An 18,997-nucleotide genomic window follows, 5' to 3' on the forward strand; every position below is an offset into this window, starting at 1 on the left:
AACTCAGTGAGTCTAAGCAGCGAAATATTGATAGCCATACGCGCTGGTAGCGCACGCAGATAAAACATGCGGATAAATTAGTTAAAAAAACTAACAAAAATTGGTGATTTTGTATAATTTTTGAGCAAAAATTAAAAAAAACTGGTATATTATTACTTAATGATTAATAAAAATTACATTCTTAATACGTTTGAAGAAAACGCTATTAAAAAGTCATAGACGTCTAACCGATTTACTTGTCTAAGGATCCTGTGATGTCAGTCTTTTATCTTATCTACACGAGCAAAATTACCTTACAAGCAAGTTTGCATACGATGACGTTGCCTGATATCTATCGTCAGTCAGTCGCGCGCAACACCCAGGCAAATGTCAATAGCGTACTATTTCTCAAGCAAGGCAACTTTCTACAATATATGGAAGGTAGTGAGCACACTATCACCCAGCTATTTGACAAAATCAAAGCCGATAAAAGACACAGAAATATTCGCGTTATCGAGCAGGGTCAGGCGCCCAATGCGCTATTTGGACACTGGAAAATGCACTGCATCAATTTAGATAGCGTCAATGATATGGATGATGTCGATGATATCAGCCCCCTGCTAGATTATTTTGAAACTGCGCAATTTGATAGTGCCAGTGTCCCAAGGTTACTTGCGGATGTAGAAAACTATTATCGTTCGGGCAAATGGCAAAGGCATCAACATACCAACTTTGATAAGGGCAGTTATAGCCATGCCAAGCTGCGCCGATTGGGCTTTAAGCATCGCTATTTTTTGTGGATGCAGCTTGGTTTTTTGTTGCTGTTCTTATTGCTGATGGTGTACTGGGTATTACAAAATAGGGTTCATTTGGCTGCGCTAAATCATCCGTTGTCTGCTTTGACGGGTTTTTTAGCCGCCGCTGTTCAATGATTGTCCTTTAACCACTGTATAAAGGCATAGGTTTGCTGTTCTTTGGCATTATCAGCAAAGTCAAACAACCGCGTGCCCAGTAAATTATCAGGCAGATACTGCTGTGGGTGGTAATGGTTGGGGTAGTCATGCGGATAGACATAATTGGCACCATAACCTTCGGCGCGCATCAGCTTGGTGACGCCATTACGCAAATGTAGCGGTACAGGCGATTGGTCATTTTCTGCCAGTCGCATCGCTTTATTGATCGCCTGATAACTAGAATTGGACTTCGGCGATGTCGCCAAATACACCACCGCTTGCCCCAAAATAATTCGCGCTTCAGGCATACCGATGCTCTGCACACTTCGCAGGGCGGTATCGGCAAGTAGTAACGCATTGGGATTGGCAAGTCCGATATCTTCACTTGCCAAAATCACCAACCGCCGCGCAATAAAGGCAGGGTCTTCGCCCGCTGTCAGCATCCGCGCCATCCAATACAGTGCCGCATCAGGGTCACTGCCGCGGACTGACTTAATCATCGCTGACACTAGGTCATAATGGCCATCACCCGATTTGTCGTAGCGTACCAGGCTTGCACCTGCGACCGCGATGACATTGTCATCAGTCACTACAATCGGTGATTGGCTGCCTTGCTTAAAATTGGGGCTTGATTGAATGGCGAGTTCAAGTAAATTTAACGCCTTACGCGCATCGCCTTGCGATAGCGCAAAAATCGCTTGGCTTGATTGTATTTCAATCTTAAATTGTTTAAAAACTGCATCATCGTCAATGGCACGTTGTAGTACTTGGCTGATTTCATCTTCGCTCAAGGGGTTGAGCCGATATACTTGGCAACGGGACAATAGCGCATTGTTGACACTAAACGAGGGGTTTTCGGTGGTCGCACCAATTAAAGTAATATCCCCAGACTCAACCGCGCCGAGGAGTGCGTCTTGCTGGGCTTTGTTAAACCGATGAATCTCATCGACAAATACCACCGGTGGCTCGCCAAACAAGCCGTCATCTTTTGCCAGTACTTCACGCAACTCTTTGACCCCTGCATTGATAGCAGAGAGCGGGCGAAAAGGACGACCCACTGCATCGGCTAATAGCATGGCTAAGGTGGTTTTGCCAATGCCTGCTTCCCCATGCAAAATAATCGATGGCAAGTAACCTTGCTCAACAATACGGCGAATCGGTGCGTTGGCACCGAGCAAATGGGTTTGTCCGATTACCTCGTCAAGCGACTTTGGGCGGACACGTTGGGCAAGGGGAATTTGAGCGAGTTGATTCATCATTAAGGTATAAGTTTAACTGGATTACTTAGTCGAAGGTTTTCAGCGATTTCACTATTTTTTAAATTGGAATTGTAGCTAAGTGCGGTACTTATTTAGTAAAACTAACTTAGTGAAAGTAGCTTGGTAAAAGTAGTTTGGCACAAGTAGCTTTGCAAATTAACTTGGTAAAAGTAACTGCATCAAAAACAACGAGGGTTTTTTAAGAATTTTAGCATGCTTAAATGACAGCGGTAAGCTAACTTGTTTGATTTGTGTGACTACTTGGATTGAGAAATATTTTTACTTTGTTAAATAAAAATAAACAGTAATGATGTGAGGCTTAATGAGCCATATTTTTAAAAAAACTACAATATTGTTAATATGACAAGTTTAGATTGACGGGTCAGTTTTTTCTTTTTACAATCTCATACTTTAGTTAATATTCAAACTGACAGTTAGTGCTCACTTTGGTATTTCATTATTATTTAATTAGGCATTATTTAATAAGACAGTTTTTTAACAAGACAGTTTTTTATAAGACAGTTTTTTGGTAATACGGGCATCATAACGGCGACCGCATCAATTACTAGGGTAATTGACGGCTTGCGTGGTTGTTATGTTGCGGCAAAGCCATAGGCAAGTTATTAGCGAGTCGTATGAAATTACATCAATCCATCAAGCCATCGACTTACCCAGTAAGCCATCATCTGCAGCCACTATCACGCGTGCTTACCCTATCTGCGTTTACGATGGCAATGGTGTCGTTGAATTTGTCCTTATCTTTGGATGCGACTGCTGCGACCACGGTCACCAAACCCAGCACTACCAAAACGACCCCGACAAAAACTACAACAAAAACCACAACCACGACAAAAACCACCAAAACGACCAGTAGTTCCACTAAAAATGCTAACAAGCCGCCTGTTAAAACATCAGCTAAAACATCGGCTAAAAATTCTGTTAAAACATCGGCTAAAACCACGCCAGTAGCGCCAACCATAGAGCCCACTAGCAGATTGCAGCCCAGTACCAGTGGCGACACCGCAGAGTTTACGCCGGTAATCAATACCCCGCCCAATCCTGAGCCTGTGCTCAATGCTAGCCCTGCCACGGACGCACCATCAGCCGACACGCCATCGAAAAAAACCGCGACCCGCGCCAATGACGTTAAAGGTGGTAAAGCAGCTGGGCTCAGCTACGATCCTACTATCAATAATGGCGTGCCTTATCCGCCAAGTTATGGCCTAGATGTGCCCAGTAATTTGACACTGGCACAAGCGCAGCAGTACCTAGTCAAAGTATCACCCAAAGTCGCGGCAGACAATGCAGCAATCGTGAGTAATGAGCTGCGAGCTCAGTCAACCAAAGGCTTGAACAAACCGATTGTGTATCTGGGTGCCAGTGCCACGCATGTACATGTGGATGACAATATAGATACCACGGGCATTAAAAACAACCTAGCCAATCCCATTGACAATGCAGTCAATAACAATAGTGGCAATTTGCCCATCACCTTGCCACTGCCTACCACGCCTGCAGATATCGGTGGCTTAATCACCGACCCGATTCCCAATAGCATCCCTGTCAATATCGGCAAGAACAACACATCAGCCAATATTACGGTGCTATGGTCTGCTTATAACGGACACAAAACCGAAGCAGTGACCAGTTTGCTCAATGGTATGACCGATGAAAGCCGTGCCGATGCTGATTTGTCACTGGATGAACAATACACCACGCTTACCAAACGCTATTTTCAAACCCAGCTTGCCATCATGGCAGCTTATCTACGCGCCGATGCACTCAATGCGATTCGTGCCACCGACCATGCCGCACAGCGCGCACTCGATGTGGGGCTGATTTCAAAAGTCGAGCGTTTGGAAGCCAAAAAAGCCTTAGCCGATGCTGAATACGAAAATAGCAAAGCGCTGAACGATGCTGAGCTTGCCATGACCGCGCTACAGCGGTTACTGCGCACGCCGTATTTTATCAAACCAACATCGCCTTTATTTGTATCCACCAAGCCGTTGCCGCCACTGAGTTATTTTCAGCAGCAGGCTAAAATGCATCACCCAGGTTTTGATAAGGTTGCCGCCAAATACAACCAAGCCAAAGCGCTACATGAATTTAGTGAATCCGCCTACAAACCCAATGTCACCGTCTTTGGTCGCTCGGAAATCGACGCTGACCCAAATTGGATTGCTGGGGTGTCTGCCAACTGGAAATTGTGGGGTGGGGTAGATCGCCGCATTAGTACCCAATCTAGCCTTGCCAAGCTGCACCAAGCCGAATTTAGCCAAGTCGATGTCAATGATAATATTATGTTGTTGGTAGAAAAAAATTGGCAAACAGTCAACAATGCACGCGATAATTTTATTGCCTTAAATACCAATATTGAACTTGCCAGTGAGATGCTACGCTTTCGTCAGCTCGGCTTTAAAGAAGGCGTCAACACGGCCGTAGAAGTGATGCAAGCCGAAGCCAATTTGGAAAAAGCCAAAACCGAGCAGGCCAAAGCGGCAAATGATTATGTACAGGCAATGGCAGACTTGATGCAAAGCTGCGGTACGCCGCTAGAGTTTAACCGTTATATGCAGGCAGCGGACGTCAAGCTACCCGCGATTTATTTTGAACATCGTAAAAACTAATCAATTATTTTAACCCGTGTCTTTATTTCACCAGTAGGCTTACCGTATGGCTGATCCACAAAACCCAACACCAGACAATGCGATGGACAACGCTAAAGACAACGCTAAAGACAACACTTTGGACAGCGCTGCGGATAATGCGAATGCAGCGATGAACGCTCAAGCTGCCCAAGCTGCTGATGAGCCGCACGCAGAGGACAGCCTGGCAGCCGCTACGACGGATAGCCGTTACATGCCGCCTACCAAAAAACCCAGTAAAATCCGCACCATCATTATAGCTTTGATTATCCTTGGGCTGATTGGACTGGTCGCGTGGGGACTAATCAAAGACAAGCGCGAAACGCGCAGCGCGCCTGTGACCATCCAAGGGCATATGGAAGTAGAGCAAACGCCTGTCGCTGCCAAAGTTGCCGGTCGTATTGCCAATATTTATGTCAAAGAAGGCGATGAAATTAGCGTCGGCACACGCCTGATTGATATGGATAGCCCGGAAATCAATGCCAAGGTCGAACAAGCACAAGCAGGCAAAGAGTTAGCCCAAAGTCAACTGGACAAAGCCAACAATGGCGCAAGACCGCAAGAGATTGAAATGGCAAAATACCAGTACGATGTTGCCCAATCCGCGGCTGACCTTGCCAAAGTCACCTACGAACGTATCAACCGACTCGCAGCAGAAGGCTTGATGTCACGGCAAAAACGTGACGAAGCCTATACCAACTATGTCGCCAGTGTCGATAAAGCCAAAATCGCCAAAGCGCAATATGAGTTAGCCAAAACAGGCGCGCGCAGTGAAGATAAAACCGCCGCCCAAGCGCAAGTCAGCCAAGTAGAAGCCAAGCTTAAAGAAGCAATGGTGGCCAAAGAAGAAGCCAATCTTAAAAGCCCGATTGCCGGTATCGTGGACAACGTGATTGTCAAACCAGGTCAAGTGGTGGGACAGGGCGTACCACTGATGACCATTGTCGATCCCAAAGACCAATGGGTGGTGCTTAACGTTACCGAAAATAACCTAAACCATTTTGCAGTCGGTAGTGAATTTAGCGGTACGGTTCCTGCGTTATCGGTCAACAATCAGCCTTACCGCCAAGTGTTTAAAGTGTACGCAAGTTCCGTGCTATCAGATTTTGCCACGTGGCGCCCGACCAACAGCAAAGACGGCTTTGATATGCGTACCTTTGAGATTCGCGCGCGCCCGAGCCAGTCAGATACACGCCTAAGACAGGGCATGACCGTATTGGTTGATATACCGGCAAGCCGTCAGCCAACCCAAACACAATGAAGTCAACCATGATATCAAAACTGACATCAAAACTGACATCAAAACTGGCATCAAACAAGGGCTCTAAAGCGTCACCGACATCGTCCGCTGTGTCAAATGCCAGTGACAGTGACAGTGTTGGTGCTAGTGACCATGAGCGTCATGCGCAGTTTGATAACCGCTCAGGCTTTGTGCAATTCTTTGCGGCGTTTTGGTACAGTGCGCGCCGTGAATGGGATTTTTTGGTGCAAAATCGCTGGGATTTTTCCTTGATGTTTTGGATGCCCATCGTATTGATATTTTTGGTTTGGTGGATTTTTAGCAAAGGCATGGCAGTCGGGATTCCGATTGCGGTCATAGACAATGACCACTCCGCGCAATCCGCGACGATTATCCGCTATATTGATGCGACGCCTGAGGTTGCGGTGGTCAAAAGCCTTCATAGTGCCGCTGCCGCTCAGCAAGCTATCGAGACTACCGATGTCATGGCGGTGGTTGAAATTCCAGAGAATTTTTCAACCAATCTACTGGCGGGCAAAACCTCGCGCTTGCTACTCAATGTCAATGCCCAGTATGGCACGCATTCAGGCATGATACAAAAAGCGGTACAGACAGCAGTCACTACCTTTTCGGCAGGGGCAGAGATGCAGCGGCGAGTTGCCATTGGCGAAGATGTCACCCTGACCAAAACCAGTTATGCACCGATACAATCGCAAAGTGTGGCACTGTTTAATACTGCCAATAATTATCAGCAATTTCTGGCAGTCACTGTGGTACCAGCCTTGCTACATATTTTGTCAATGGTGATTGGGGCTTCAACTGTCGGGCGAGAGCTGGTCGACAAGACGTTAGGTGAATGGTATCAGTCGCTAACACCCCCCAAATTTGCCAGTAACCGCCTCTCTAACCCCAGCAATCCTGTCACACTGGGGCACGAAAAACCTAAGCTATCGCTGATTATCGCAGGGCTCAATGGCAAATTAATTTGGGCGATGTTTGCCTATACGCTTTGGGCAGCGGTGGCATTGACCTTGGTGATGCAAATCTTCCCCATTCGTTTGGCATCCGTAGCGATTACTTATCTGATATTTTTAATGTTTATGATGGTGTCGTTCTGGCTTGGGGTGATTGTCACGGTAGGTACGTTTTCGTATCGTCAAGGCTTGTCATTTACCGGATTTATCTCCGCGCCGTCATTTGCTTTTTCAGGGGTGACATTTCCATTTTTGGCGATGAGTCCTGCCGCGCAGCGTTGGGCAAATGCCCTGCCATTAACCCATTATCTCAACTTGCAAACCACCCAATTACAAATGGGCGCACCGCCATCCTTTGCCTATAGCAGCTTTATCGGATTTTTTATTGCCGTCATGATTACCTTGTTGTTAGCCGCGTTGTTGACCAAAAAGGCCTTATTGAAGCCTGAAAAATGGGGGCAACGCTGATGCCCACCCAGACAACGCCCGGCAAAGTCGACGTAAGCAAAACTGCCAACATTTGGGAGCGCGGTTTTTTGTTGCAAGTTTTGCATGTATGGCGCAGCGTGTTTCAAGATAAAGGGGTGCTCACTATGCTACTGATTGCCCCGATTATTTATGGCTTTTTTTATCCTTGGCCGTATTCAAAAGAAGTGGTGCGTCATGTCCCTGTGGCAGTGGTGGATTATGACCATTCAAGTCTATCGCAGACCATTATCAGCTACGCCCAAGCCAATCCACGCATCCAAAGCACCATTGTAAACGATGAAAACAGTGCCAAGCAGCTGATGTGGCAAGGCAAAATTGCAGGCTACATGGTGATACCCTCAGGGCTATATCAAAAAGTGACCACAGGACAACCTGCCAAGGTGAGTATCTTGGCCAACGGTAACTATTTTTTGCTCAATAAACAAGTACAAACGGGGTTTTTAGAAGTCATCGGCACCGTGTCCGCCGGGGCGAAAGTACAAAAAAATGTTGCCATCGGGCAAGACATCACGGTTGCCAAAAACAATATTTCCCCTGTGGCGCTGACGATTAATCCGTTATACAACCGTACCGAAGGCTATGGTAGCTACATTGTCCCTGCGGTTGCGATATTGATTCTGCAGCAGATGTTTTTGATGGGCACGGCAATGCTAGTGGGTACTTGGGCAGAGCAAGACATGCACCGCGCTTCGATGAAAACGTGGCTGGCGCGAATATTGGGCTTAGCGTGTTTTGGTTTTGTGCTCGGCTGTTTTTATTATGGCTGGGTGTTTTCCAACAATGATTATATCCGTAACCAAAATCTGACGGGTTCACTGGTACTGCTTGCCCTGTTTTTCCCTGCGGTAACAGCATTGGGCTGTCTACTTGGGGTGTGGTTTGGGGCGCGAGAACGGGCGATGCAAATCTTGGTCGCAAGTTCAATGCCGATGCTGTTTGTCTCAGGGATTTCATGGCCGTATCAAATGCTGCCTGAGCCTCTGCAGTATTTGCGCTGGGTATTGCCTAGCACCTCGGGAATGAATGCCTCTGTGATGCTGAACCAAATGGGCGTGCCACTGGCGTATGTCAAAGTGTATCTCATGGCACTCATGATGATTTTCTTGGTTTGTTTATTGCTGCTACTTTTATTAGCGAGTAAAGAAAGTGAATCGTTAGCAGATTAATCCTTGCCAACGGTTATTTTCTTCCTCATGCGGTTACACGTGCGGTTATTTGCCAAATTTGCGATGCGTGTAGCAAGTATCTATCATCCATCATCTATCATTTGATAAACTTTTCGATAGCACATTGACACAGATGGGCAATCCGTGGTTATCTAACACAATGGATGCAACATAATTGAATTTTTCAACTGATTGGCATATAGGATTTATCAGTGATCAGTATTTTTGATTTATTTAAGATTGGGATTGGACCTTCAAGTTCGCATACGGTCGGACCGATGAAAGCGGCGAATCTGTTCGTTAGCGCATTATCACAGCAGCTACTGACGCAGGTGGATAGGGTGCAAGTTGAGCTGTTTGGTTCGCTCGGTGCGACCGGTAAAGGGCACGGTAGTGATATAGCGGTGATGCTAGGTTTGATGGGAGAGCAACCACAAACGACGGATGTCGCCGCTATTTCACAAAAAATTGCCGATATCCAAGCGCAAAACACGCTATATCTAAATCAGCAGCATAAGATTAACTTTGTTGCTGACAAGGATTTAATCCTAAATGGTAGGGTATCGCTGCCCCATCATCCCAATGCCCTAACTATCACTGCTTTTACAGGCAATGAAATTGTTTACCAAAATACGTATTATTCAATCGGCGGCGGGTTCGTGCAGACCGAGCAAGAAGCGCAAGCAAAAGAACCGGTGATTGAAAGCGTCAAAAAACCGGTACCTTATCCGTTTAACAACGCCAAAGAATTATTACAAATTTGCCAACACCATCAATTGTCAATCGCCCAAGTCGTTCGAGCCAATGAACTGGCTAACTTGGGTGAAGATGATCTGCTGGGTGGACTTAACGACATTTGGCAAGTCATGCAGGACTGTGTCAATGATGGTTGTCGCCACGATGGTATTTTGCCAGGGGGCTTACAAGTACAGCGCCGTGCCAAGGCGATTTATCAGCAGTTATCCGCTGCCGATAGCCGAAAAGCGTTTAATGATGCGCTTGCCGTGATGGATTGGGTGAATCTGTATGCGTTGGCAGTTAATGAAGAAAACGCCAGTGGCGGACGTGTAGTGACCGCACCCACCAATGGTGCGGCAGGCGTGATACCTGCGGTTATGCATTATTATCGAGATTTTTGTCCAAGTTATACGCTGCAAGGTTTGCATGATTTTCTGCTAACCGCTGCGGCGATTGGCATCATTATCAAAGAAAATGCCAGTATCTCAGGCGCAGAAGTGGGCTGTCAAGGGGAGGTCGGCTCGGCGTGTGCAATGGCGGCGGCAGGGTTAACCTATGTGCTTGGTGGTAGTCCTGCGCAATGTGCCAACGCTGCCGAAATTGGCATCGAGCATCACCTTGGCATGACGTGTGACCCGATTGCGGGGTTGGTGCAAGTGCCTTGTATCGAACGCAATGCCATGGCGGCAGTAAAAGCGATTAATGCCTCAAGGCTTGCGCTTAAAGGCAATGGACAACATGTGGTATCGCTTGATAAAGCCATCAAAACCATGAAAGAGACAGGCAGAGATATGATGTCAAAATATAAAGAAACCGCAATGGGCGGGCTTGCTATCAATGTCCTAGATGAGGATTTTGCGGCCCAGTCAAATTTGATTCCGACGCTGGATGTGACGGTCAATTACAGTCAGTGTTAGTGCTACAATAAAAAACCGATTCGCCAAGGAATCGGTTTTTTTGTGCTTATCAATCAATCGCAGGCTGATAATCCCCTGTGATAATACGGTCTTTGATGTCATCGGCTTGTGCCAACACTTGAGACAATAAGGCTTTGACATTGTCAAGCGTGGCGATGGGGCTTAACGTGGTCATTTTAAGCGATTGCACATTTTGGTGAGCATCCCCTTGCTTTTGGTAACTGACGCGCGTCACGCCGATATTGGCTTCACCTTTGGCAAATAGCTCATCGGCGACATTTTGGTTTAAGCTATCAATTAACTCAGCCGGGTAGTCTTTGGGTACCACGCGAAATAGCACGGAGGCAAACTGTGGCTCTACCAACAATTCAAGTCCATCAGTCGCTTTGATGTAATCAGCGACTTCGCGGGTCAAATCAACGCCATGGTCAATCATCGAGCCGTATAATTCTTCGCCCAACGCTTCCACCGTGAGCCATAATTTTAGCGCATCAAAACGGCGCGTGGTTTGTAGCGACTTAGAAACTAGGTTGGGTACGCCATGTTCTTCGTCATACGCAGAGTTCAAATACTCAGCTTCATAATGCATGAAGCGATAGTTGGCTTCATCTTTGAGCAAAAATGCCCCGCAAGAGATGCTTTGGAAGTAATGTTTATGGAAGTCGAGGGTAATAGAGTCGGCTTGCTCAATACCTGCAAGTTTATCGCGGTAATGATTGGATAAAATCAGCGCACCGCCCCAAGCGGCATCAATATGAAGCCATGCACCGTACTCATGGGTAAGCTTACGAATCGCAGGGATTGGGTCAATCGCGCCGGCGTCCGTGGTGCCTGCGGTAGCGACCACACAGGCGATGATTTTGCCTTCGGCCTTCAGTTGCGCCATGGTGTGTTCAAGTGCGACAACATCCATCTGCGCTTGGTCATTGACTGGCACAGTGACCACCGATTGAAAACCCATGCCCATCATTGCCATGTTTTTTTGCACGCTAAAATGCGCGTTTTCTGAGCAGATAACTTTCACTTTTTGCATGGCATCGGCTGGGATACCGTCACGCTGTACCGACCATTCTGACCCATCGTCATTTTTATAGTTTTTAGCGATACACCAATCACGGGCGAGTAACACGCCCATCAAGTTGGATTGGGTGCCACCTGAGGTGAATACGCCCGCTTGTCCGCTACCAAAACCGACTTTTTGACGTAGCCAATCAATCAGTTGCACTTCCATCAGTGACCCTGCTGGGCTTTGATCCCAAGAGTCCATCGATTGGTTGGTGGCATTAATCAGCACTTCGGCGATTTGGCTTGTGACCATCGTTGGGCAGTGCAAGTGAGCAAGCGAATGTGGGTGATGCACCTTTAAGCTTTTATTAAGAAATAATTCGACTGAACGTTTTAACGCATCTTCCAAGCCAAGTCCTTCTTTTGATGGCTGAAAAGCAATCTCAGCGCGCAGCTGCTTGATACTACCGCCTGTGTACATTTTGTCGTTTTTGAGCCAGTCGGTGACGGCTTGCACGGCAGTGTTCATGTTTTTTTGGTAATCGGCAATGGATTGGCTGTCATTACAAAATAACGCTTGGCGGTGCTGTGATAAGTTTGACATGGTAAGTCCTTGCATTCTTTAAGATAGAGTTAACTATAAATTGTCATTAAACAGAGTGATACGAGCAAATGGTTAATTTATTTTACAAAATTACGCTTATACAGTTGATGATTTACAATATTGGCTTTGGCATCGTTTATATCCCAAATTTGCAATTCCCACGGATAATAAAAATTGCTCGCATTTTTAAAATACACATGCACACCGATATACCCGTCGATATCACGTAAATACCAATTTTTTAGACTGTAATCTGTTTTCCAATCATCCAGTTTTTCCATGATGTTTTTCACATCAGCCGATGGCAAAATTATCCGAGCACCAAAAATATCATTTAAAATATTATTGACTGGGTACTGGTTTTCTCGTGCCAAATAGCGATTGACTTTGTCATAGATACTTTCAGCCGTTTTAACGCGGTAAAAAAAATCAATATTTTGGGTGTCGGCAAATGCCAAATAATCATTAATCGCTTCATGCAAATTAAGCCGATATGACAAGATAGGCTCAATAGGGACGGTTTTGAGCGTATGTGATAGGTTGATTTTTTGTACCTTGCCTGTTTCGAAATAATCTTGTGAATACTCACCATGAATCCGATTGATTTCTCGAATCAGGCGTTCGGTCTTGGCGATATTGGTTTCCATATTTTACTCAAAATGAAATAAACAGATAATAAAAACGGCAAAGCCACGTCAGTAACTTTACCGTCTTGATAGGCAATAATCAATTACCCACGTACTTTTTGCACGGCTTCTTTGACTGCCTTTTTAAAGCGTTCAAGCACTGCATCACATTCTTCTTGAGTGATGTTAATCGGGCAAAGCAAGCGAATCACTGTACCGCCACGACCGCCTTTTTCCAGCAGTAACTTGTTGTCAAAACACGCTCTTTGAATCGCATTCGCCATGTCAATATCAGCAGGATAAGAGCCGATACGGTCAGCAGGCTTACGCTCATCGACAATCTCAATACCGGTCATCAAGCCGCGACCGCGCACGTTACCGATACAAGGAAATTCTTTGGCGATTTTTTTGAGTTCATCACGCAAGAATTCACCACGGATACGCGCATTTTCTGCCAAGTTTTTGCTGCGGATTTCATCCAATACTTGAATCGATGCCGCCATTGCAAGCTGATTGCCACGGAAAGTACCCGTGTGACCGGCTGGTGCCCATGCGTCGAACTTTTTATTGATGGCAAGTACGCATAGGGGCAAACCACCCCCGACCGCTTTACTCATCACCACCACGTCAGGCACGATGTCGGCATGTTCAAAGGCAAACATTTTGCCTGAGCGCGCAAACCCAGCTTGCACTTCATCTAAAATCAATACGATATCATGCTTAGCGGTCACTTCACGGATTTTTTGTAGCCATTTTTTGGGCGCAGGCACGACACCGCCTTCACCTTGAATCGCTTCTAGGATGACCGCTGCAGGTTTGACCACGCCGCTTTCAACATCTTCAATAAAGTTTTCAAAGTAGTAAGTCAGCGCATCAACACCCGCTTCACCCCCTAGACCAAGTGGGCAGCGGTATTCATGCGGATAGGGCATAAACTGTACCCCTGGCATCAAATTGCCCACTTTTTCTTTGGCAGACAAATTGCCAGTCATGGCAAGCGCGCCATGAGTCATACCGTGATAACCACCGCTAAATGCGATAACGTTGTCACGCCCTGTATAAGTTTTTGCTAATTTAATCGCCGCTTCTGTACCATCAGCACCGGTCGGACCGCAAAATTGCAATACAAAATCTTTTGGGAAAAAAGACAGCAAGGATTCGGTAAATGCATCTTTGACAGGGGTAGTGATATCTAGGGTGTGCAGTGGCAGACCACTTTCTAACACATCATATAAGGCTTGTTTGACGGCTGGGTGGTTGTGACCCAAGGCTAATGTACCAGCACCGGCTAGGCAATCAAGGTAATCATTGCCTTCAACATCGGTGACCCAAATACCTTGGGCTTTGGCAATGGCTAGCGGTAGTTTGCGGGGATAACTACGAACATTAGATTCCATCGTGTTTTGACGAGTTAAGTAATATTCGTTAGTGGCATGAGAAATAGGGTGTACAGGGGTGTGAACGCTCATATCGGATTACCATCTCAGATAAGGGTTTAAGAAAATTTGCTTGTGGCTATCTTTCTCGAACTTGTGAATAACATATCAGTCAGGATGACTGACACCAAAACAAAAACGTTATACCGCAAAACCCCAAAATGCCATGACACTGCACCCAAGACCTAACAATATAACGTTCAAAATTTATGGGGGCATAATACCCTTTTTTTGTGAAAAATACAGTCTTTTTTGCAAAAAATCGGCTCAATCTTTCAAATTGATAACACAGGCTGTATTTTGCGATAACAGAGGTAAAAAATCATGGCAAGCGGTGAGCAAGGTGAGTAATGAGCGGCACAACACTACGAAGAAGTGGGGAAGGTCTGACAATCGTTGACAGTCTATGCGGTATATAAAACTCTGCAGTCACAATTTTAGTCACGATAATGATAAAAAAATTACCTAGTTAATACCATGTTAATAAATTGTTTGGTACAAAATAGGCGAGTGTCAACAAGGCTAACAACATCCAAGCTTATACCATCAAAATTTTATAAAAGCTAAATTGCTTATTGAGACTTTTACACGGATAAACATACAAAAGCTGATTAAAAAAATAAAATAAAATAAAATCAATTACCTAGCAAAATAGACTGGCAAAAAAACTAGTAAAAAAATTAGCAAAAGAAACTGCCAAAAAAAAATTGCCAAAAAAACGGGATGGCTACATACGCAAAAATAACAAACCCTTCTAATGTTAGTATCGTCCTTGCGTAGGCAAGGCGTAGCGAATTTTTAGAAATGAGTTTGATAACATGCGTTAATCTTAGATAAGACACTTAAAAATAAATCCATAACAACTAGACGAGAAGCAACTTTATGCCACAATCCTTAACACTTACTATCAATCAGCAACAACACACGTTGACGAATCTAGATGTACGCACCACGGTGCTAGATGTCTGTCGCAATCATCTTGGCTTGACAGGCAGCAAAAAAGGCTGTGACCACGGTCAGTGTGGCGCGTGCACCATGCTGATTAACGGTCAGCGGGTCAACAGCTGTCTAACCCTAGCGGTCATGCACGAAGGCGATAGCATCGAAACCATTGAAGGCATTGGCTCACCTGAGGCGCTTGACCCGATTCAACAAGCGTTTTTGGAACATGACGCCTTTCAATGTGGTTATTGTACCCCTGGGCAAATTTGCTCGACCAAAGCGATGATTGAAGAGCTACGCCAAAACTGGGCAAGTCATGTGTCGGATGATTTGATGCAGCCTTTATCAAGCGATACAGCACAATTTAAACAACAATTAGATAAAGAAATCTCTGAGCGTATGAGTGGCAATATTTGTCGCTGCTCGGCATACCCCAACATCGTGCGAGCGATTAAACAGGTATTACAAGAAACCGGTTTTTCGGCAGAGACAGATAACGTAACCACTCAGACAGCAGCTACTCAGGCTACAGGAGTGTCGCTATGAAAACTTTTGATTATCAGCGCGCCAACTCGGTGGATGACGCCATCAAAATAGCCACGTTAACTGAGGGGGATTTGGCTGAGGTGCAGCGTCCGTTTTTTATCGCTGGGGGTACCAATTTACTTGATTTGATGAAACTCGAAATCGAACAGCCAACACAGCTGATTGATATTTCACGTTTGCCGCTTAATACAATTGAAGCCACGCCAGAAGGTGGGTTAAAAATCGGCGCTATGGTCAGTAATAGTGAATTAGCGGCTCACCCTGTTATTCGTCAAGATTATGCGGTGCTTGCCCGTGCCTTGTTGTCGGGTGCATCGCCGCAACTGCGTAACAAAGCCAGTACCGGTGGCAATCTACTACAGCGCACCCGTTGTTATTATTTTTATCAGCCCGATAGTCCGTGTAATAAGCGTGAGCCCAATTCTGGCTGCGGGGCAAAGGCAGGTCTTCATCAGAACTTAGCAATTTTAGGCACAAGCGAGCAGTGTATTGCCACCCATCCATCAGATATGGCGGTGGCAATGCGATTACTCGATGCCGTCATTGTTATCCAGCAACCCGACGGACAAACCCGCCAAGTGCCTATCGCTGAATTTTATCGCTTACCTGAGCAAACCCCCCATATCGAAACTTGCTTAAATCTAGGTGATTTGATTACCCATATCATTCTACCGCCACCCTTAAAAGGCGTGCATAGCTATGACAAAGTGCGTGACCGTGCGTCGTATGCCTTTGCTTTAGTGTCCGTCGCTGCCGTGATTGAGCATGATAATGATACACTCACCAATGTGCGACTAGCATTTGGCGGTATTGGCAGTCAGCCTTGGCGAAATGAAGAGATTGAAAAAATACTGATTGGTAGCACGGGCGATGCCGTGAGTATTGAGCTTGCCGTAGCGACCCTATTTAAAGAAGCAAAAACCGATGAACAAACCGAGTACAAGACCGTGTTAGTACAGCGTCTTTTACACCATGTTGTGCAACGAGCATTACAACAACCCAATCAATCAAGTCCTTTAAGTAGTGGAGTGAGTGCATGAGCCTAACACAAATTTTTGGCGAATCGCCCCTTGAAAAAAAACTGACCATGGACAAGCCTATCGAGTCACGACTAGATACGACCGATAGCAAACTCGTTGGCAAACCACTGAGCCGTATCGAAGGACACCTAAAAGTCGCAGGCAAAGCCACATATACTGCTGAGCACCAATTTGACGACTTGTGTCATGGGGTGATGGTCGGCGCAACCATTGGTAAAGGCAAGGTAAAAAAAGTACATAAAGATACCGCCTTACAAGTTGCAGGTGTGATTGGGGTGTTTCATGACCCCCTGTTTTTACGCAACCCGCAACAAGGCGGTGTCAAAATGGCACCTGTGCAAGGGGCAAGTGAGGTTTTTTATCATGGACAGCCGATTGCTTTGGTGGTCGCAGAAACCCTAGAGGCAGCTCAAGAAGGCGCGAAGGCGTTACAAATTGACTATGAAAATGATGAAAAACACGGGCATTTTGACTTTAACAAGCAAAAAAAGCATACCCAGTTTATTGATTGGGTAACCGATAAAAGTGACGACATTGGCAAGCCTGAAAAAACGCTTGAGCAAGCAGAAGTCAAAGTCGATGTGACTTATACCACACCTAGCCAAAGTAACATGCCGATGGAACCGCACAGTTCGTTGGCGCGTTGGTTTGAGGGTAAGCTAACCCTTCATACTTCTAACCAAATGCTTGCCTCTTCCAAAATACAACTTGCCAGAGCCTTAGATATACCGGAAGACGATGTCCGTTTGCTATCGCCCTATGTTGGTGGCGGGTTTGGCTCAAAACTGGGTATTTCGCCAGAGTCAGTGATGGCAGCCATTGCGGCTAAAGACTTAAAACGCCCGGTACTTGTGAACATGACCCGACCGCAAGTCATGGAAACTACCGTCAGACGCACCAACACCGAACAACGGGTGGCATTGGGGGCGGATAAAGATGGTAAAATCCATACTATTATTCATAATAGCATTGTCACCAATTTACCGTCAGAAACGTTTTTTGAGCCAGTGGCGGTTTCTACCCACTTTTTATATGGCGGTGACAATCGCCAAATCAAATACGAAATGGCGCGCATGAATTTTACCTTAACAGGTTCTATGCGTGCTCCTGGCGAAGCGGTGGGTCAGTTGGCGCTCGAATGTGCCATGGACGAACTGGCGCATGCACTAAATCTGTGCCCCATCGAACTGCGAAAACGCAATGAACCTAGCGAAGACCCAAGTAAAAAAATTCCTTACAGCACCCGAAAATTGCTGGCGTGTATGGAGCAAGGGGCAAAAGCCTTTGGATGGGATGAACGCCCACAAACGCCCGCGAGTCGCCTTGATGGCGATTGGCTGATTGGCTATGGGATGGCGTGCGCGGCGCGTAGCAACGAATTAAAACCCTCGCAAGCCCGTGTGAGCCTGTTGCCCTCTGACAAACCGCTTGGGGTCATGGCTCGTATCGAAACTGACATGACTGATATCGGTACAGGTAGCTATACTATTTTTGCGCAAGTGGTTGCCGATATGCTGGGCTTACCGATTGACCATGTCGAGGTCAAACTTGGCGATACCGATCTGCCTCCTGCTGCAGGGTCAGGTGGTAGCTGGGGAGCATCAAGCGCTGGTAGTTCTATTTATCTGGCGTGTGAAGCGCTACGAGAAAAGATTGCCCAGAGTGTGGGACTGCATGCCGATAGCATTGGCTTTAAACAAGGCAATCTATATAGACAATTTGAGCATGCCCCTAGCTTAGCTGAAAAAATTGGCGAAAAAATTAACCACACGTTAACCGATACGTTGGATAAACTAGCAGAAAAAACCGGGCTTAGTTCTGAGGTCTCTGTGAACCACCAAGATAATGTACTCGATTGGGAACAAGTCGATACCCAGTTACCGCTGAGCAGTTTTTTGCAGCAATATGCCCCTCACGGCTTGGTAGCTAATGGTGAAATCGAACCTGGTAAAACTAAAAAAGAGTACCGTCATGCAGGCTATGGCGCACAGTTCGCTGAAGTCGCGGTACACCGGGTAACCGGTGAAATTCGGGTTCGCCGTATGCAAGGCACATTTGCCGCAGGGCGTATCTTAAATGAAAAAACAGCGCGCTCGCAGTGCTTTGGTGGTATGGTGTTTGGTATAGGGGCAGCCTTGATGGAGCAAATTCACCATGACAAACGTGACGGTCGTCTGTGTAATCACGATTTAGCTGAATATCAAGTGTGTGTGAATGCCGATGTGCCTGACTTAGAGGTAATAATGTTACCCGAAACTGACCCCTATGCCAATCCGCTTCACAGCAAAGGCATAGGTGAATTGGCATTATCAGGGGCAGGGGCAGCCATTGCCAATGCAATTTTTAATGCCACAGGCGTTAGAGTACGAGACTACCCCATTACTTTGGATAAACTGCTGTACCAGTTGCCATTACTGTAATCGGGTACACTGTCATTT

The 18,997-nt window shown here is 46.1% G+C and carries 13 protein-coding genes; 9 read left to right on the forward strand and 4 right to left on the reverse strand.

Annotated features, from left to right (window positions below; genetic code table 11):
- The first annotated feature begins 254 nt into the window (after window positions 1–254).
- Window positions 255–911, forward strand: coding sequence for a BLUF domain-containing protein (locus RT084_RS09060; protein ID WP_312385525.1), 657 nt, complete (start codon window positions 255–257; stop codon window positions 909–911).
- Here the strand turns inward: RT084_RS09060 and RT084_RS09065 are convergent.
- A complete protein-coding gene (locus RT084_RS09065) occupies window positions 905–2,191 on the reverse strand; it encodes a replication-associated recombination protein A (protein WP_312385524.1) in 1,287 nt (428 codons plus the stop codon). The genes RT084_RS09060 and RT084_RS09065 overlap by 7 nt on opposite strands.
- Window positions 2,192–2,826: 635 nt before the next feature.
- Between RT084_RS09065 and RT084_RS09070 the strand changes: the two genes are divergently transcribed.
- From RT084_RS09070 to RT084_RS09090, 5 genes are all read left to right on the forward strand, one after another.
- Entirely contained in the window at window positions 2,827–4,818 is a 1,992-nt protein-coding gene (locus tag RT084_RS09070; protein WP_312385522.1) for a TolC family protein, read from the forward strand.
- A gap of 46 nt (window positions 4,819–4,864) precedes the next feature.
- Entirely contained in the window at window positions 4,865–6,097 is a 1,233-nt protein-coding gene (locus tag RT084_RS09075) for an HlyD family secretion protein (protein WP_312539914.1), read from the forward strand.
- A gap of 8 nt (window positions 6,098–6,105) precedes the next feature.
- Entirely contained in the window at window positions 6,106–7,518 is a 1,413-nt protein-coding gene (locus RT084_RS09080; RefSeq protein ID WP_312385518.1) for an ABC transporter permease, read from the forward strand.
- Window positions 7,518–8,705 carry an ABC transporter permease gene (locus tag RT084_RS09085; protein ID WP_312385517.1) on the forward strand — a complete coding sequence of 396 codons (1,188 nt, stop codon included), beginning with the start codon at window positions 7,518–7,520 and terminating at the stop codon, window positions 8,703–8,705. The genes RT084_RS09080 and RT084_RS09085 overlap by 1 nt, the downstream gene beginning before the upstream one ends.
- 212 nt (window positions 8,706–8,917) lie before the next feature.
- On the forward strand, window positions 8,918–10,360 hold the full coding sequence (locus RT084_RS09090) for an L-serine ammonia-lyase (protein WP_313078498.1): 1,443 nt from the start codon (window positions 8,918–8,920) through the stop codon (window positions 10,358–10,360).
- 49 nt (window positions 10,361–10,409) lie between these two features.
- Here the strand turns inward: RT084_RS09090 and RT084_RS09095 are convergent, their stop codons facing one another.
- The 3 genes from RT084_RS09095 to RT084_RS09105 all read right to left on the reverse strand — a co-directional run bounded on the left by RT084_RS09095 (window position 10,410) and on the right by RT084_RS09105 (window position 14,064).
- Window positions 10,410–11,969 (reverse strand): pyridoxal phosphate-dependent decarboxylase family protein, encoded by a 1,560-nt coding sequence (locus tag RT084_RS09095; protein WP_313099424.1) that lies wholly within the window; start codon window positions 11,967–11,969, stop codon window positions 10,410–10,412.
- A 77-nt stretch (window positions 11,970–12,046) separates the two neighbouring features.
- On the reverse strand, window positions 12,047–12,616 hold the full coding sequence (locus tag RT084_RS09100; RefSeq protein ID WP_007117375.1) for a nucleotidyltransferase family protein: 570 nt from the start codon (window positions 12,614–12,616) through the stop codon (window positions 12,047–12,049).
- An 83-nt stretch (window positions 12,617–12,699) separates the two neighbouring features.
- Window positions 12,700–14,064: a diaminobutyrate--2-oxoglutarate transaminase gene (locus RT084_RS09105; RefSeq protein WP_007117374.1), complete on the reverse strand. Its 1,365-nt coding sequence runs from the start codon at window positions 14,062–14,064 to the stop codon at window positions 12,700–12,702.
- An 849-nt stretch (window positions 14,065–14,913) separates the two neighbouring features.
- On the opposite strand from RT084_RS09105, the gene RT084_RS09110 reads away from it, so the two are divergent.
- The 3 genes from RT084_RS09110 to RT084_RS09120 are packed head-to-tail and all read left to right on the forward strand — an operon-like array spanning window position 14,914 to window position 18,979.
- On the forward strand, window positions 14,914–15,519 hold the full coding sequence (locus tag RT084_RS09110; RefSeq protein WP_312385513.1) for a 2Fe-2S iron-sulfur cluster-binding protein: 606 nt from the start codon (window positions 14,914–14,916) through the stop codon (window positions 15,517–15,519).
- Window positions 15,516–16,559, forward strand: a complete 1,044-nt coding sequence (locus tag RT084_RS09115; RefSeq protein WP_312385512.1) for an FAD binding domain-containing protein — start codon at window positions 15,516–15,518, stop codon at window positions 16,557–16,559. Before RT084_RS09110 ends, RT084_RS09115 begins: the two co-directional genes overlap by 4 nt.
- Entirely contained in the window at window positions 16,556–18,979 is a 2,424-nt protein-coding gene (locus tag RT084_RS09120; protein WP_312385511.1) for a molybdopterin cofactor-binding domain-containing protein, read from the forward strand. Before RT084_RS09115 ends, RT084_RS09120 begins: the two co-directional genes overlap by 4 nt.
- Window positions 18,980–18,997 lie beyond the last annotated feature (18 nt).

The organism is Moraxella sp. CTOTU48717 (assembly GCF_032057165.1).
Classification (GTDB): domain Bacteria; phylum Pseudomonadota; class Gammaproteobacteria; order Pseudomonadales; family Moraxellaceae; genus Faucicola; species Faucicola tetraodonis.